General features: G+C 40.1%; 17 protein-coding genes. 1 reads left to right on the plus strand and 16 read right to left on the minus strand.

The window, feature by feature from the left end; genetic code table 11:
* Positions 1-152: 152 nt before the first annotated feature.
* The 7 genes from SSAL8618_RS07790 to folB all read right to left on the minus strand — a co-directional run bounded on the left by SSAL8618_RS07790 (position 153) and on the right by folB (position 5904).
* A complete protein-coding gene (locus SSAL8618_RS07790; RefSeq protein ID WP_038676587.1) occupies positions 153-1220 on the minus strand; it encodes an ABC transporter substrate-binding protein in 1068 nt (355 codons plus the stop codon).
* The gene (locus SSAL8618_RS07795) at positions 1213-1989 is read right to left on the minus strand and encodes an ABC transporter permease (RefSeq protein WP_038676589.1); all 777 of its coding nucleotides are present in this window, start codon (positions 1987-1989) and stop codon (positions 1213-1215) included. The genes SSAL8618_RS07790 and SSAL8618_RS07795 overlap by 8 nt, the downstream gene beginning before the upstream one ends.
* Positions 1986-2780, minus strand: a complete 795-nt coding sequence (locus SSAL8618_RS07800; RefSeq protein WP_002884253.1) for an ABC transporter permease — start codon at positions 2778-2780, stop codon at positions 1986-1988. The genes SSAL8618_RS07795 and SSAL8618_RS07800 overlap by 4 nt, the downstream gene beginning before the upstream one ends.
* Entirely contained in the window at positions 2764-3918 is a 1155-nt protein-coding gene (locus SSAL8618_RS07805) for an ABC transporter ATP-binding protein (protein WP_038676592.1), read from the minus strand. The genes SSAL8618_RS07800 and SSAL8618_RS07805 overlap by 17 nt, the downstream gene beginning before the upstream one ends.
* A gap of 46 nt (positions 3919-3964) precedes the next feature.
* The gene (gene murB, locus SSAL8618_RS07810) at positions 3965-4867 is read right to left on the minus strand and encodes a UDP-N-acetylmuramate dehydrogenase (RefSeq protein ID WP_022496810.1); all 903 of its coding nucleotides are present in this window, start codon (positions 4865-4867) and stop codon (positions 3965-3967) included.
* 189 nt (positions 4868-5056) lie between these two features.
* Positions 5057-5548 carry a 2-amino-4-hydroxy-6-hydroxymethyldihydropteridine diphosphokinase gene (folK, locus tag SSAL8618_RS07815; protein ID WP_002884240.1) on the minus strand — a complete coding sequence of 164 codons (492 nt, stop codon included), beginning with the start codon at positions 5546-5548 and terminating at the stop codon, positions 5057-5059.
* Complete coding sequence (folB, locus tag SSAL8618_RS07820) at positions 5545-5904, minus strand: dihydroneopterin aldolase (RefSeq protein ID WP_002884716.1); 360 nt, start codon at positions 5902-5904, stop codon at positions 5545-5547. The genes folK and folB overlap by 4 nt, the downstream gene beginning before the upstream one ends.
* A 219-nt stretch (positions 5905-6123) precedes the next feature.
* Here folB and SSAL8618_RS07825 point away from each other — a divergent pair, with 219 nt between their 5' ends.
* Positions 6124-7575, plus strand: a complete 1452-nt coding sequence (locus tag SSAL8618_RS07825; RefSeq protein ID WP_038676594.1) for an alpha-amylase — start codon at positions 6124-6126, stop codon at positions 7573-7575.
* Positions 7576-7607: 32 nt separating this feature from the next.
* On the opposite strand, the gene folP is transcribed toward SSAL8618_RS07825, so the two are convergent.
* From folP to SSAL8618_RS07870, 9 genes are all read right to left on the minus strand, one after another.
* A complete protein-coding gene (gene folP, locus SSAL8618_RS07830) occupies positions 7608-8408 on the minus strand; it encodes a dihydropteroate synthase (RefSeq protein ID WP_002884425.1) in 801 nt (266 codons plus the stop codon).
* Between the two features lie 8 nt (positions 8409-8416).
* Positions 8417-8980, minus strand: coding sequence for a GTP cyclohydrolase I FolE (folE, locus tag SSAL8618_RS07835; RefSeq protein WP_002884345.1), 564 nt, complete (start codon positions 8978-8980; stop codon positions 8417-8419).
* Between the two features lie 145 nt (positions 8981-9125).
* On the minus strand, positions 9126-10970 hold the full coding sequence (gene kimA / locus SSAL8618_RS07840) for a potassium transporter KimA (protein ID WP_038676596.1): 1845 nt from the start codon (positions 10968-10970) through the stop codon (positions 9126-9128).
* Between the two features lie 66 nt (positions 10971-11036).
* A complete protein-coding gene (locus SSAL8618_RS07845) occupies positions 11037-12299 on the minus strand; it encodes a bifunctional folylpolyglutamate synthase/dihydrofolate synthase (RefSeq protein WP_022496806.1) in 1263 nt (420 codons plus the stop codon).
* 161 nt (positions 12300-12460) lie between these two features.
* Positions 12461-12709 (minus strand): KH domain-containing protein, encoded by a 249-nt coding sequence (locus SSAL8618_RS07850; RefSeq protein ID WP_002884680.1) that lies wholly within the window; start codon positions 12707-12709, stop codon positions 12461-12463.
* Between the two features lie 11 nt (positions 12710-12720).
* Positions 12721-12993: a 30S ribosomal protein S16 gene (rpsP, locus tag SSAL8618_RS07855; RefSeq protein WP_002884675.1), complete on the minus strand. Its 273-nt coding sequence runs from the start codon at positions 12991-12993 to the stop codon at positions 12721-12723.
* 162 nt (positions 12994-13155) lie between these two features.
* A complete protein-coding gene (locus SSAL8618_RS07860) occupies positions 13156-14535 on the minus strand; it encodes a hypothetical protein (protein ID WP_022496805.1) in 1380 nt (459 codons plus the stop codon).
* A 111-nt stretch (positions 14536-14646) separates the two neighbouring features.
* Positions 14647-15825, minus strand: coding sequence for a sensor histidine kinase (locus SSAL8618_RS07865; protein WP_002884300.1), 1179 nt, complete (start codon positions 15823-15825; stop codon positions 14647-14649).
* A gap of 310 nt (positions 15826-16135) precedes the next feature.
* Positions 16136-16873, minus strand: coding sequence for a LytR/AlgR family response regulator transcription factor (locus SSAL8618_RS07870; RefSeq protein WP_022496803.1), 738 nt, complete (start codon positions 16871-16873; stop codon positions 16136-16138).
* Positions 16874-17075 lie beyond the last annotated feature (202 nt).

The following is a 17075-nucleotide window of genomic DNA, read 5'->3' on the forward strand; positions in this document are numbered from 1 at the left end:
GTTAATCGAGAGAGAGTTGTACGCAACAGGCGAGACTTTTCGATATAAGAAAAAGGCTGAAACGATTGCGTTTCAGCCTCTTAGTATTTTCGAAAATAAAATCGTTTGAAGAATTATTCTAGATGGCATCTAAAACTCAAATCTCAAAAGACTTATTTACGATACATCTTAACTTGAAGGTAAATATCGTTATAGATTCCGAGCCATTTTTGACCTAAGTTGTTATAGACTTCAAGGTTTTTAATGGTTGATTCTGAGGGATAAAAGGCTTTATCATCAGTGATACTCTTTGGAAGCAAGGCTTTAGCTGCTTGGTTAGGTGTGGCGTAACCGATATATTCAGCATTTTGGGCTGCATTTTCTGGTTTAAGCATGAAGTTGATAAAGGTGTAAGCCTCTTTTTCATGCTTTACAGTCTTAGGAATCACCAGATTATCAAACCAAAGATTTGAGCCTTCAGATGGGACAACATAACGTAGGTCCTCATTTTTATCAAGCATCTCACTAGCTTCCCCTGAGAAGGTTACTCCAATGGCCGCATCACCTTGAACCATGTAGCCCTTCATCTCGTCACCAACAATAGCCTTGATATTTGGTGTCAGACTATTAAGTTTAGTTTCAGCCAAACGTAATTCGGTCATGTTCTTCGTATTCAAGCTATATCCCAGGCTATTGAGTGAGAAACCAAGAACTTCACGCGCGCCATCCACGAGCATAATCTGGTTTTTGTAATCTGGTGACCAAAGATCATCCCAGTGCTGTGGTGCTTTTTTCACCAATTTTGTATTATAAACAATGCCGACAGTTCCCCAGAAATAAGGGACGGAATAGTCATTGTGAGGGTCAAAACTAAGTCCTTTAAAGCTTGAGCCAATCTGGTCAAAACCTTTGATTTTAGATTTATCCAACTTCACCAAAAGGTCTTCCTTAACCATTTTATCAATAGTATAGTCTGACGGCACAGCGATATCGTAGGTTGTTCCGCCCTGCTTAATCTTGGTATACATGGCTTCATTGGAATCAAAGGTTTCGTACTGAACCTTGATGCCCGTTTCTTTTGTAAACTTGGTCAGGAGGTCTGGGTCAATATAATCACCCCAGTTATAGATAACTAATTTGTCCGACACATTTCCTGTACGACTCTGCATGTAGGCAGAGATGCCCCAAAGGAAGAAGATAATGGCTAAGATACCTGCCAGAAATTGATAGAGTCTACGCATCCTGCTCCTCCTTCTCCTTGGTAATCGCATAATAACCTATCACTAAAAGAATAGAGAATAGGAAAACAACGGTTGACAAGGCATTGATTTGCAGAGAAATCCCCTTACGTGCACGTGAGTAAATTTCCACAGCAAGTGTTGAAAAACCATTCCCCGTTACAAAGAAGGTTACTGCAAAGTCATCCAATGAATAGGTAAAGGCCATGAAATAACCAGCAATAATACCAGGTGTCAAGTATGGCAACATAACCTCACGTAACATCTGCCATTGTGTTGCACCTAGGTCATAAGCCGCATTTACCATATCTCGATTCATTTCCTTGAGACGTGGCAACACCATGAGAACCACAATTGGGATTGAAAAAGCAATGTGACTCAATAAGACAGATACAAAGCCTAATTGGAAACCAATCAAGGTGAAGAGAATCAAGAAACTAGCACCAATCATGACGTCCGGTGCAACCATGAGCACGTTATTTAGGGATAAAATCCCAGTCTGTTGCTTTTGTTTACTCTCATAGATAAAGATAGACCCAAAGGTACCAATAATCGTTGCTAGAAGAGCGCTAAGGAAAGCTAAAAAGAAGGTTTGAGCCAGAATTAACATAAGACGGCTATCTGAAAACATGCTCTGGTAGTTATCCAGAGTAAAACCTGTGAAACTATTCATATCGCCACCACTGTTGAAAGAGTAGGCGATTAAATAAAAGATTGGCAGGTAAAGGATAACAAAGACAAGAGCTAAATAGAGATTTGCAAATTTTTTCATTGACGTCTCTCCTTTGTTAACCACATTGTCGCAATCATAGCAACAATAAGAACAACACCAATGGTTGCCCCCATTCCCCAGTTTTGTGTCGTGAGGAAGTGCTGTTCGATAGCTGTCCCTAGGGTGATAACTCGGTTACCACCAATCAAGCGTGTCAGCATAAAAAGGCTGAGACTAGGAATAAAGACCGACTGGACACCAGAGCGTACCCCATTAAGCGATAAGGGAAAAATAACCTTGGTAAAGGTCTGCCAATCATTGGCTCCCAAATCTTTACTTGCATTCACAATATTTTCATCCAAATCATCCAGTGCATTGAAAATCGGTAGAATCATAAAAGGAATTTCAATGTAGCTAGCTACGAAAATAAAGGAGAAGTCCGTAAAGAGGATTTGCATGGGTGCAATCCCAAAGAAACCGAGAAAGGCATTGATACCACCTTGTTGGCCAAAAATCCCCATAAAAGCATAGGCTTTCAGAAGGAGATTGACCCAGGTTGGCAAAATGACCAACATTAACCAAAGTTGCTTATGCTTCAGTCTGGTTAAGAGATATGCCGTCGGATAAGAGATAAGGAGAGTTACTAGAGTAATGATGGCTGCATAAAGAACCGAGTTAAAACTCATCCTTAAGTAAGTCCAACTGGAAAAGAAGGTGCCATAATTATCCAATGTAAAGTTGCCACTGATATCAAAGAAAGACTGATAGAGTAGCATGAGCACTGGAGCAACCACGAAGAGTAGGAGCCAAAGGAGGTAAGGTACCGAGAAGAGGCTAGCTGTTTTCTTCATAGCGCTCCTCCTCAATGGCATTAATCAAGCCATCTTCATGTTCTTCCACTTCCACATATTCTTCAATACGTGCATCGAACTCTTCTTCTGTCTCATTAAGACGCATGATATGAATATCCTCAGGCGTAAAATCAAGACCGATAATCTCACCCTCAATCGCCTTACGGGTTGAATGAATCATCCATTCATTGCCAAGATTGTCATAGGCAATGATTTCATAGTGGACCCCACGGAAGAGCTGAGTTTCCACGCGAACTTGCAATTTACCTTCCTCAGGAAGTGTAATCTGCAAATCTTCAGGACGAATAACCACTTCGACAGGTTCGTTAGGACGCATTCCTCCATCGACAGATTCAAAACGTTTCCCATTGAACTCAACCAAATAGTCCTCAATCATAACACCTGGGAGGATGTTAGATTCTCCAATAAAGGTTGCAACAAAGTGATTAATAGGTTCGTCATAGATATCAACCGGAGTTCCTGATTGAACAATTTCACCATCGTTCATAACAAAAATCCAATCCGACATGGCCAAGGCTTCTTCTTGGTCGTGGGTAACAAAGACAAAGGTAATCCCTAGACGTTGCTGCAATTCGCGCAACTCGTATTGCATTTCAGTACGTAGTTTCAAATCCAGTGCTGACAAAGGCTCATCCAAAAGGACCACACGTGGTTGGTTAATAATTGCTCGGGCAATGGCCACACGTTGACGTTGACCACCTGATAATTTTTGAATTGAGCGTTTTTGATAATCATTGAGTTGAACCATCTTTAAGGCTTCTTCTACACGCTCTTCGATTTCCTTTTTAGGCACCTTTTTCAATTTAAGGGCAAAAGCCACATTGTCAAAGACATTCATATGTGGAAAGAGGGCATAAGATTGGAAAACGGTGTGGACATCCCTTTTATTGATAGGAATATCATTGATACGCTTTCCATCCAAAAGGACGTCACCACTGGTCGCATCTAAGAGACCTGCAATGATGTTCAAAATTGTTGATTTACCAGAACCAGAAGCCCCAAGTAGGGTATAAAACTTACCTTCTTCTAATTCAAAGTTGATGTCTTTTAAAACTTGTGTGCCACTGTCTTCAAACACTTTTGAGACGTTTCGAAAGGCAATAATCGGATTAGTCAATTGTCATAAATCCTCCATGGATAGCAAATATAGGGATAGGGTTTTATTAGTTTAATTTGTCGCCAATGATACGTACTTCAGGCTCTAGTGTAACACCTGAATTTTCCTTAACTTTGGCGATAACATCTGCAATAAGGTCTTCGTAATCTTTAGCTGTCCCGTGATCAACATTGACCATGAAACCAGCATGCTTAGTTGACACCTCAACGCCGCCGATACGATGTCCCTTGAGGTTAGCTTCCATAATCAGCTGACCTGCAAAGTGACCTGGTGGGCGTTTAAAGACCGAACCACATGAAGGGTATTCAAGAGGTTGTTTAAGCTCTCGCAAGTGATTAAGACGGTTCATCTCATTCTTGATTTGCTCGTAGTCTCCTGGTTTGAGGTTAAATTTAGCTGAAATAACCACTTCTCCTGTTTCTTGGAGCACTGAACGACGATAACCAAAGCGCATATCTCTTGCGTCAATCGTACGAATATCACCGTCTTTTGTAAGAACCTGAGCAGAAACCAAGATATGGGCAATCTCGCCACCATAGGCACCAGCATTCATAAAGACGGCACCACCAACACTACCTGGAATCCCCGCTGCAAATTCAAAACCTGTCAAACTTTGGAAACGGGCTACCTTGGTTGTCGCAATCAAGTTAGCTCCCGCTTCAGCTTCAATTTGATAACCATTAACTGCGATACCATTGAGCCTGTCAAACATAATCACAAAACCTCTGATACCACCGTCACGAACAATCAAGTTACTGGCATTACCAAGCACCATCCAAGGAATGTCATGCTTATTAGCAAATTTGACAATACGAGAGAGTTCATAGCGGTTACGTGGAAAGGCCAAATAATCAGCTGGACCACCAACCTTGGTATATGTATAACGTTTTAAGGGTTCGTCGAAACGAATATCAATCCCCACTAAATCTTCTTTAAGTTCATCTAACATGTTATTTTCCATACTTTTTCTATACATTGATTTCTTTATAGGTATCGTGATAGACTTCCCCATATTACTATCACTACCTATAAATGAGTTAGTATTTTTCCCTAAAAATTAAAAGAAAAATACAGCAAAAAGCCAAGTTTAATTATAGCAAAAATTCCCCATCTTGACGACAAGGAATTTCACGCAAAGCTAGTCCATAAGCTCCAATTTACGGACATCACTAGTGTTTAATTGACTCAAATAATTTTTGTAGGCTTGGCCAGTTTTAGGATCAACCAAATCATCTGCTATTTCTACTAAGGGCACCAGAACAAAAGCTCTCTGACTCATATATGGGTGAGGCACTTTAAGGTGCTCAGTCTCCCAGATTTCCTGCCCATATAGAAGAATATCTATATCTACCGTCCGAGGCCCCCAATGTTCATGACGAACGCGATCAAGGTCTTTTTCAATTTGCTGACATGACCTTAGTAAGGTCTCTGCTGGCAACTTCGTCTCTAAAGCCAAGGCAAGATTCAAAAAATCAGCCTGATCTGTCAGTCCCCAAGCAGCCGTTTCATAATAAGAGGATACCGCTTTAACCTCCGTCTCAGGTAAGTCATTCAAGGCCTTCACAGCTTTTTGAAGATAGCCTTGACGGTCTCCCATATTAGATCCCAAACTCAAATAAACTCTTGTCATCGGCTACGCTCCAATTCGATACCAACACTCTTATAATGCCCATTAATTGGTGGATTTTCCTTGGTAATTCGAACTTTAATAGATTGAATTGGTGGAAATTGTGCAAATAAATCCTCACAAATCACACCAGCCAAACGCTCAATCAAAATATACTTTTTATCTTCCACTTGTTTTTGCACGGCTTCAAAAACCAAACCATAGTGAACCGTATCTTCTAGATTGTCACTTTGTGATGCCTTGGTCAAATCGACAGCCAATTCCAAATCTACCACAAAAATTTGCCCTAGGGTCTGTTCCTCAGCAAAAGCCCCGTGATAGCCATAAAAACGGCAACCATTTAAAATAATTTTATCCATAATTTCTCCTTCAGACGACTAGACTCCTCTTTATTCTAGCACAAAACAGTTGAAAAGTTGGACTCTTATTAGTATGATATTTTAGACAGATCTGAAGTTATTGTGTTTACGCTTATGCAATCGGTTGCGTAATTCTTCTGATTTGGTAAAATATAGGCACAGGAGTTAAAAAGACTCCTGATTACAAGCAAGACTATCTCAACTAATAAGGAAAAAACTATGACAAATCAAACCGCAATGCAATACTTTGAGTGGTATCTCCCAAGTGACGGACAACACTGGAACAATTTGGCTGAAGATGCCCAACATTTAGCAGACCTGGGCATCAGCCACGTTTGGATGCCACCTGCTTTTAAGGCTACCAACAAAGATGATGTTGGTTACGGAGTCTATGACCTCTTTGACCTTGGAGAATTCGACCAAAAAGAAACTGTCCGCACCAAATACGGCCTTAAAGAAGAGTATCTCAATGCTATCAACCAACTCAAAGAAGTTGGTATTGTACCTATGGCCGACGTTGTGCTTAACCACAAGGCAGCAGCCGATAAACTCGAGACCTTCGAAGTGGTCGAAGTTGACCCAGAGGATCGTACCCAAGAAATCAGCGAACCATTTGAGATCGAAGGCTGGACACACTTCACCTTTGACGGACGCAATAAAGCCTACAACGATTTTGAATGGCACTGGTACCACTTTAACGGAACTGACTTCGATGCTAAACGTAATAAAAGTGGTATCTATCTTATCCAAGGTGACAACAAAGGTTGGGCAGACAACGACTTGGTTGACAATGAGAATGGTAACTTTGACTATCTTATGTATGCTAACCTAGACTATAAACACCCTGAAGTTATTGAAAACATTTACGAATGGGCGGATTGGTTCGTTGAAACAACAGGTGTTCAAGGATTCCGCATGGATGCAATCAAGCACATCGATTCATTCTTCATGCGTAACTTTATCCGTGATGTCAAAGAAAAACAAGGTCAAGACTTCTATGTCTTTGGTGAATTTTGGAATGGTAACGAAGAGGATAACAATACCTATCTTGAAAAGATTGAAAAACGTTTTGACCTCGTTGATGTTTCCCTTCACAACAATCTACACAACGCTAGCACAGCTGGAGCTGATTATGATTTAACAACAATTTTCGATCATTCTTTGGTCAAAAATCATCCTGAACATGCCGTGACCTTCGTAGACAACCACGACACTCAACGCGGACAAGCTCTAGAATCTACTGTTGAAGAATGGTTTAAACCAGCTGCTTATGCTCTCATTCTTCTCCGTGAAGACGGTCTTCCTTGCCTATTTTATGGTGACTACTATGGCATCGAAGGTGAATTTGCCCAAGAAAATTTCCAAGAAATCCTAGATACTTTGCTCTACGCTCGTAAAGACCTTGCTTACGGAGAGCAAACAGACTACTTTGATGATCCAAACTGTATTGGATGGACACGCTCTGGCAACGAAGATGGCGCTCCATTAGCTGTAACAATCTCTAATGATGCTGCTAACAGCAAGTCTATGGAAATTGGTAGTGATTGGGCTGGACAAACCTTCTATGACATTCTTGGAAACTGCTCTGATACTGTAACCATTGACGAAGACGGATGGGGAGACTTCCCAGTTTCTGAAAAATCTGTCAGCGTTTGGACAATTCAAGACTAAGAAAAAAAGCTCAATCGAGCTTTTTTTTAGTATCATAAAATCCCTAAAATGGTCTTAACAATATCACGATTGGCATCAACATTATGCACACGGACAATCTGACAGCCCTTGCTAACAGCATAGCCAGATAGAGCAGCCGTTCCCTGATCACGGTCCTTAGCTTGGGTATTTCCACCTAGTAGGTAGTCCACAACACGCTTACGAGAAATCCCAAAAAGAACAGGATAGCCCAAGGCAACGACCTTACCCAAACCTTTTAGCAGGTCAATATTGTGTTGGACATTTTTCGCAAAGCCAAAACCTGGATCAATCCAGATATTGTCCTTGGCCACTCCTGCTTCCAAGGCGGCCTGGGCTCGTTGACTGAGGAATGTACAGACATCTTCTGTGACATCATTGTATACTTCTTCTTTTTGATTATGCATGAGAATAATCGGCACATTCTTTTCAGCTGCTAAAGCTAGCATCTGACCATCATAGAGTCCAGCCCAGACGTCATTTAGAATATCTGCCCCTGCTTCAAGAGCAGCTCTGGCAGTAGCTGTCTTATAGGTATCAATACTGATGAGCACATCATATTTTGCCTTGATAGCCTGAATAACTGGCACGATACGAGCAATCTCTTCTTCCTCGGTCACAAATTCTGCTCCTGGTCTTGTAGATTCGCCACCTACATCGATAACGGCTGCTCCCTGGGCAATCATACGCTCAACCTGAGCCAACGCATCCTCTACAGTGTCAAAATCGCCACCATCTGAGAAAGAATCAGGGGTGACATTCAAGATTCCCATAATACAGGCCTTACCTGCAATCTCATGTTTGCCAATAAACATCTTAACTCCTAAAAATCACGCATCAATGAAAGAATTTCCTTGCGTTCTTCACGGTCTTCTTTATAAAGGCCCTTAGCGACAGTTGTGATTGTCTTACTTCCTGGTTTCTTAATTCCTCGCATGGTCATGCACATGTGCTCTGCTTCAACCATGACAAAAACTCCTCGAGGATTCAGAGCTTCTTCAAGTGCTGTAGCAACTTGATCTGTAAGGCGTTCTTGCAACTGCGGACGACGAGCAGCTACTTCAACGGCACGCGCTAATTTGGAAAGTCCTGTCACCTTGTCTCCACTTGGCAAATAAGCCACATGGGCCTTACCATAAAATGGAACCAAATGGTGCTCACACATAGAGTAAAAAGGAATATCCTTGACAAGGACAACTTCGTCATGGACTTCTGAAAAGACAGCTGTAAATTGATCCTTAGGGTCTTCATTTAGACCTGAAAACATTTCAGCATACATCTTAGCCACACGTTTTGGTGTGTCCAAAAGTCCCTCACGCTCAGGATTTTCACCTAGAGCTTCCAATAGTTGATAGACTGCTTGTTCTACTTTTTCTTGATTTGCCATAATTTCCTCTTGCAACGTTATAATACTATCTATTATACCTTATTTTGCTGGATTTTTCTTGCAAAAAATAAGATTTCCTAGCTACCTAAATCTCAAAAAAAGCGAAGACCACCTTTCATATAGAGGTTATCTTCGCTTATATTTTTTAGTCTTTCAAGTGGTAAGAATAGGATGAAACCACAATATTCTCACGCCATTTGAGATAATATTTCAATCGTAAACTCATTTGGTTGTGAAGCATGGTTTGCCATGATTTTTTAGGCACAAACTGAGGAATCATGACTGTCAGAGTCGCATTATCCTTCTCAGCTTGAGTGGCGACCTCGTCCACATACTGAATGGTTGACTGAGTGATTGAGCTGTACGGTGATTGGATATGAACCATCTCAATTTCAGGGAAATATTTTTTAAACTCTTGTTCAGTTTCCTTGTCCTTGTTCTCAGTATCCTTAGTAGATACATGCATGGCGATAACCTTGTCACCAATAGAACGCGCATAGGAAATAGCTCCGATATTAGCCTTGGTAACATTCCCAACGAGGATAAGAACAATATTTCCTTGATAATGGTGTTCTTCTACCGCTCCATCAATACGCAACTGTTGAGCAACACCATTATAGTGTTTTTTAATCTTAAGGAACATCCACATCAAGATTGCAATAATTGGGAAGAATGGCCAGATATCTCCTAAACGGAAAAGGAAGAGAATGAGAACAATAGCATAACAAATGAGAGCCCCCAAGATATTAGCTAAAGAATGTTTCCAGAATCCCTTACCATATTCACGAATCCAATGGATAACCATCCCCGTTTGAGAAAGAGCAAATGGAATGAATACACCGATGGTATAAAGCGGAATCAAACGTTCCGTATTTCCTCGGAAAATAAACAAAAGGGTAATGGCGCCAATTGCAAGTGTCAAGATCCCATTAGAGTATCCCATACGTGCCCCTTTTTCAAGGTACATGTGAGGCATGTATTTATTTTTCGCCATATTAAAGGACAACATCGGAAAGGCTGAAAAACCTGTGTTAGCCGCTACTGCAAGAATCATGGCAGTAGAGAATTGGAAAACGTAAAATAGAATACTACCAATCCATGACTGACCGAGAATTTCTCTAGCCATTTGTGACAAGATGGTTACTCCTGCATGAGGTGTAATACCTGTCCACCAGTTGAGGAAGGTGATTCCCGCAAACATAGCCCCCAAAATGCTAGACATAATAAAGAGGGTTGAAGCTGCATTTTTGGCCTTAGGTTTCTTAAAGAAAGGCACCGCGTTAGAGATAGCTTCTACCCCTGTCAATGAGGCAGAACCTGAAGTAAAGGCCCTTAAAATAAGAATCAAAGACACACCTGTAATTGGTTGTCCTAAATGTGCTGTGGCTGCGTTAGGCATATGACCCGTTAGAATTTGAAAGAAACCAAATCCCAATAGGAAGAGCGTCGAAACAATGAAGAGATAAACTGGTATCATCAAAGATTTTGCAGATTCACGCATTCCCCTAAGGTTCATAACCATCAAAACAAGCACCAAAATCATTGATATTTCAAGATTGAAAGGATGCAGGAAGGGAAGGGCTGAAGTAATGGCATCTGCACCTGAGGCCACTGAAACAGCAACCGTCAACATGTAATCGACCAAAAGACTACCACCAGCTATCAAGCCAAACTTAGGAGACAGATTTTCCGTCGTTACCATATAGGCGCCACCACCTTGAGGATAGGCTTTGATAACCTGTCTATAAGAAATGGTAAGACTGGCCAAAAGGACGAGAACCAAAAGTCCAATAGGGATTGACCACCAAATAGCCGCACTAGATACAGCTGTCAGAACCAAGACGACCTGCTCTGGACCATAGGCGATAGATGAAAGTGCATCACTCGACAACATGGCCAAGGCCTGAATCTTGGACAATAAGTGTCCATCACCACTATCATCATGAGTTAAAGGTTCACCGATTAAAATGTTTTTCAGACGTTGAAACATTGTGATCTCCTTACTTTTAAAACATACGAGGGCTATTATACGCCCCTAAATGTCATCTTTCAAGTCTTAACCATCACTTGCCTGCTCTAAAACCCATTTTCTGACCTGAGAAATGAAGTATAGAGATCCCGTTACCACATAAAGTTTCTTATTGTCAGTCGTCACATGTTCTTTAATCCATGTTTTGAAGTCTGGTACCTGCTTATAAGCCTCTGGGTATTTATCTAATTTAACACTGTTTGGATAGTCAAAACTCGTTACAGTCAAGTCACCAACCGATTTTAGTTGGGCAAGCATACCGTCAATAGGCTTGGTATCAATCGCTGCAAAGAGAAGTTCAATCTCCTTATTGGCATACTCTGATTGCAACAAGTCAATCAAAACTTTAACACTCTCATTATTATGAGCACCATCAATCATGAGATTAGGTCTTAAAAATTCTGTTCGACCTCGCCAATGGGCATGAGCCAGGGCATTCTTTATGAGTTCAAGAGTTACTTTAGGATAATCTTTTTGAAGCAATAAAGAAGCCATGATAGCCAAGCTAGCATTTGCCACTTGGTGTTGACCGGCCATAGCCAAGGCTATATCATCTAACCTTTGCTCTCCATAGGTAAAATCAAAGGAATGGCTTGACCCTTCAGCTGTGAAATCTCTCCCCAGCTCATAGGTCTTAGAACCTTCTTCACGCGCCTTCTTCTCGAAAACATCTCGAACATCAGTACGGTCAGTCGCATAAATAAAGGGAGCCCCATTCTTCAAAACACCAGCTTTTTCTGCTGCAATTTCAGCATGGGTATTTCCCAAAATAGCCTGATGATCTAAACCAATCGATGGACACAGGACTGCCAAGGGCTTAAAGAGATTAGTCGAATCATGAAGACCACCCATTCCCGCTTCAATGAATGCGATATCCACAGGATGGATCTGACCAAAATAGAGGAACATCAAGACTGTGATAATTTCAAACTCTGTCGCATTTTCATGCTCTGTCTCTTTTGGTAGACGTTCAACCACAGGCTTCACACGATTAACCAGGTCAAGTAAGTCCTCTTCTGAAATCATCTGACCATTAAGAGAGATTCGTTCCTTGAAGTCAATAATATAGGGTGAAGTAAAGGTTCCAACTTCATAACCTGCTTGGGTGAAAATGGTTTGGAGGGCATTGACTGTAGACCCTTTGCCGTTTGTTCCCACGATATGCACAGCCTTGAGATTATCTTGTGGATCTCCCAACTCTTTAAGCATCCAAGCCATACGCTCCAACCCAGGCTTGATGCCAAATTTTAATTGTCCATGAATCCAATCCAACGCTTCCTGATAAGTCATAATTACTCCTTTTTTAGGCTAATGCTTCAACTTAGTCATTAAACCGACCTCTAAACTAGATTTCTAGTTTTTCCTGAGCTTAATGCTTTGACGCTCTTATTATACCAAAGACTCCTAGGTATAACCAAAATATGCAAAAAAGGCAACCCTAGGGTCACCTCTTAAGCTTTCTCTTTTTCGTCAATAACAAGACGAACTTTTTTACCTTGAGTAGGTACCGAATAGACAATCGCTCTTATCGCCGTAATAGTACGTCCTTTTTTCCCGATAACACGCCCAATATCGGCTGGGGCAAGATCAAGATGGTACTCCAAAAACTCAGGACCGTCAATAATTTTGATGGTCAACTGATCTGGTGAAGCAATTAAAGGTTTAACGATAGCGATAATAAGATTTTCAATGGTATCCATAGGCTAAAAAATTATTTTGAGAATTTTGATTCGTGGAATTTCTTCATAACGCCTTCTTTTGAAAGGATGTTACGAACTGTATCTGAAGGTTGTGCACCTTTAGACAACCACTCAAGAACACGTTCTTCTTTAAGTGTTACTTGGTTTTCTTCAACGAGTGGGTTGTAAGTACCAACTGTTTCGATGAAACGTCCATCACGTGGAGCACGTGAATCTGCAACGTTAATACGGTAGAAAGGTTTTTTCTTAGAACCCATACGAGTCAAACGGATTTTTACTGCCATTTTTAATATCTCTTTTCTTTAGTTTTTTATTATGGTGGGGGCACTTATCGCCCCTCGACCTTAACTAGTATACCATATCATTTTTATGTGTCAAGAAAAAAACTTGACAGACTTAAAATTTCTACAAAAAAAGTTAGAGTCAAACTCTAACTTCCTTTTCGACTATTTCTTAGTTGTAGTCTTGTGATTTTTTTCATAAGCTACCTTTGCTTCAGCATATTCAGCTTCTAAACCCTTAGCAGCTGCCTTCGACACTTTCTCGTAAGTATCACGACTGGTCAACTTGCCATCCTCGTTGTAGGTAGAAACAACCAAGGTATCTTTATTTACAGTATAAGACTTGGTGCGTTTCCCTTTACGGTAGAGTCGATAGTTATCTACATTATCCGAAATATAGTAATCTACTAGATTCTTATCTGCATTTGGATAAAGTTGCGAGACAACTTTAGTCAACTCACGCTTAAATTCTGAAACTTCTTTAGTATAGGTAATCGATTTATTCCACTGATCAACAACTTGATATTCCTTCAAATAATCTGAAGCTGTAAAAGTAGGCTGATCCTCCTCACCTTTTTTATAAAAGTAAGAATGTGTTTGTAAATTATTAGACTGATCAACTTTAAGGAAAGAGACGTAAATTTCATCTTTATCTTCATGTTCTTTCAGAGCATTGGTTAACTTTCCAGAATTTTCGTCCAATACCTTAGACGATTTTAATTCCCAAGTCCCCTCAATGTTCCCCGAAGCATTACGCCAAAAACCGTATACACCACCAACAAGCAACATCAAAACAACAGCAACAAGACTAGAAATCAAGGCTCCTTTGCCCCAATTTTTGGCCTTTTGCGATTTTTGATTAGCGTTTTGAATCGTTTCTAGAAGACGAACCTGACTTTCCAATCTCTTTTCTAGTCTGGCAACTGTCTGTTCTTCCTTAGATTTAGCTTTAGCAGCTAATTTTTCAGCCTTTTTCTTATCACGAGTAGCTTGACGAGCAAGCTTCTTAGCTGCTTTTTCTTCCTTATGATCAAGTTTTGTCAAATCCTCAGACAATCCAAGATGCTGTGCTTGGTTACTGAAAACTGGAATAGATTGATTAGGCTCACTCGAGGTATTAACAGAATGATTTTCTGCATCTGGACGGGTTGGCGCATAACTTGCCAAACGCTCCTTAGCCTCTGCGACGCGTTTGCGTTGTTCCTCTTCTTTTTGAATATCCTCAGCCTGGCGGCCCGACTGAATGGTTCTTACTTGACCAACAGTCTCTTGAGATAGGGCCTTTCTCTTTTCTTGAGCCACATTTGCCATAGCCTCTTGCGCGTTGTCACGCTCTTTCTGAGACTGGGCTAGTGCTCTGGCAGTTGCGGTTCCTTCTTCAAACTGTTGGTCAGCTGAAGACTCTCCTTGATCAGCTACTTGGTGAGCCTCTGCACCTTCAGAGAGAACAAACTCTCCTCGTTCCAAGGCTTCTTTAAAGTCGATTGGTCTTGGTTTTCGGCCATTCACGGCCTCAAAGTACTCTAACCATTCGTCTTTCAACATAATAAATCCCCCTGAATTAAAAAACACATGATTAACTTCCCTATTTTACCATACTTTTCAACATAAAAATAGGGATTAACAAGAATTCTAAAAATTCTTATTAAATCCCCATTAATCTTCTTTTGGTGTAATAGACAATAATTGGACAAAACGGTGTTGTGCTGATTCCGTTTCAAGCGTGACATTATCGTATCTAAAGAGAATCTCTTCGATATTTGCCAAGCCCAATCCTCGACCTGTTCCTTTTGTTGAAAATCCTCTTTGTTTCAAAGGAGCTACATCAATAGAAGCTTCCTTAGTTGAATTCTCAACAACAATAACGGATTGATTTTCCATCTTAAAGATAGCGATAGATAATTTTGGTTCATCTGCTAATACAGTAGCTTCTATAGCATTATCACAAAGAATGGATATGATTGTAATCAAGTCGAGTGGACGCATATCTGTGAAGAAGACGCCCTCTTCAACCTCAACATGACATTGAATACCTTTATCAAAAGCTTCGGCTACTTTAGATGACAACAGACTCTTAAGCGGCATGTTGGTCACACGAGTTAATTTTGCCAAATCAAACTTTTGCTGCTTCAAATCTGATGCCGAATCTTTCAAGACACTATCATAAATCATCTTGATTTGGTCGATGTCTTTCATCTGAATGGCTTCATTAAGCGAAATCATAACATTAGTATAGTCGTGACGGAAACTGCGTAACGTTTCGTAAAGACTTTCGACTTGTTCAGAATACTTCTCTAGGTCATCCAAGTGACGACGATTTTCTTTTCTTCGCTCATTTTCAAAGTACTCATCTGCGTATCTATTGACACTGTAAACAGCATAAAGAATCGCTATATAGCCAATCAAGGTTATAATATGGCCAGCATAGTACAAATCAAAGAAACGCGAAGCCACAACTACGGAATAGTTCATAATCACATAACTAATCAAAACAAAGTTAGTGAAAAACATTATCCGACCAAATTTGCGATCTCGCTCCAAAACCCTCAAATATTTAAAATCAATATTAAGAAGTTTGGAAAGAGCGACAAATGTTGGAATAATTAAAAGGTCAAAGAAAATGAAATAAAGATAACTTTTGTTAAGGAAATCCGATGTGATACCAAATCCCGGCATCAAAAAGTAGGCATAACCATTAAAAATCAAAAGATAAAGAACAAGAGGATAGAAAGCATAAAATGCCAACATATTGGTGGTTCTTTCCTTGCCATAGAAATAAGCATAGAAAAGAAGGTAGAACGGTGTCATAAAGGACAAACCGACATTATATGACATCCCCAGTATCCCCCCTATACATTCAACTAAGAACGCAATAGGAAGAATCATACGTGGTATCTTGACCAAGCTGGTCTTTTCGTAAATCCACTGTATGACGATGAAATGCAAAAGATATTCTAATGCAATTTGCAAATTGAGCATCATTTAATGGTTAGCCACCTCCTTCTAGTAATCTTAAATAAGCAGTAAAAAGCCACATTACTATTTTATCACACTTCCTGCTATTATATGAGATAAAATTAAATAATTATCTCGAATTTCAGAAAACTTTCAATAATGATTAGAGAAGAAGGGGAAAATCTGAGCCTTAACGATTTTTCAATCGTTCCAAAAGTTCCTTTTTACGTGTCCGCGAGAGGAGGCATGACTCGTCTCCCTCAAAGAAGACCATATTAGCCGTACGATCCACACTTGTCACATTACTCACATTGACAACAAAAGAGCGATGCGTTTGGAAGAAAATATCATCCAATTTCGCTACTTCTGCAATTTTTCCATAGAATTCTACTAGATTTGACTTGGTGTGAGCAATCAACTTATGTGGCACAGGGGCTGTTTCAATGTATAAAATGTCATCATAAGGAATATTAACATCATTTTTATCCGTTTTTACCGTCAGACTCTGTGCCTTGGTTTCTTGCTCAACCTGCGAATACGCAAAATCTAAAAGTTCTACCAAGGCTCTCTTAAGATCTGCATCTTCCATGGATTTATCAACAAAGTCCAGAGCTTGAATCTTATAACGGAAGGTCAAGGGCATAAACTCAGAGTAGGCTGTAACAAAAGCGATTTGTGCTTTCAAGTCTTCCTTACGGATTTCAAGCCCAATATCTAGTCCCTGCTTCGTTTGATTTTTAAGGTCAATATCCAAAAGATAAACCATGGATTTACCCGAACCTCTATCAGCATCTAACAATTCCTGACCTTGCTCATAAAAGGTAATCCCATCAACAACGGCCTTCGACTCCTCAACTGCTTCGTCCAATAAACGACTAACACGATGACGCTGCAAGGCATCATCTTCAAGGACGATAATAGAAAGCATCTTATTTCCCTCTTTCTTTCTAATATACTTTAATATACCTATTTAACATTTTATCATAATTAATCGGATAATATTCCTTTTTGTACAGCATAAAGTCTTTTTAACTTACCTCATTTCATTTATAAAACAATTGTTATCTCCCTGTCACTTTATCTTCATTTTTAGATGTTATCATGAGAACTGTTTTTGTTTTATATTAAAA

Origin of the sequence: Streptococcus salivarius, from assembly GCF_000785515.1 — a bacterium.
Taxonomy (GTDB): Bacteria; Bacillota; Bacilli; order Lactobacillales; family Streptococcaceae; genus Streptococcus; species Streptococcus salivarius.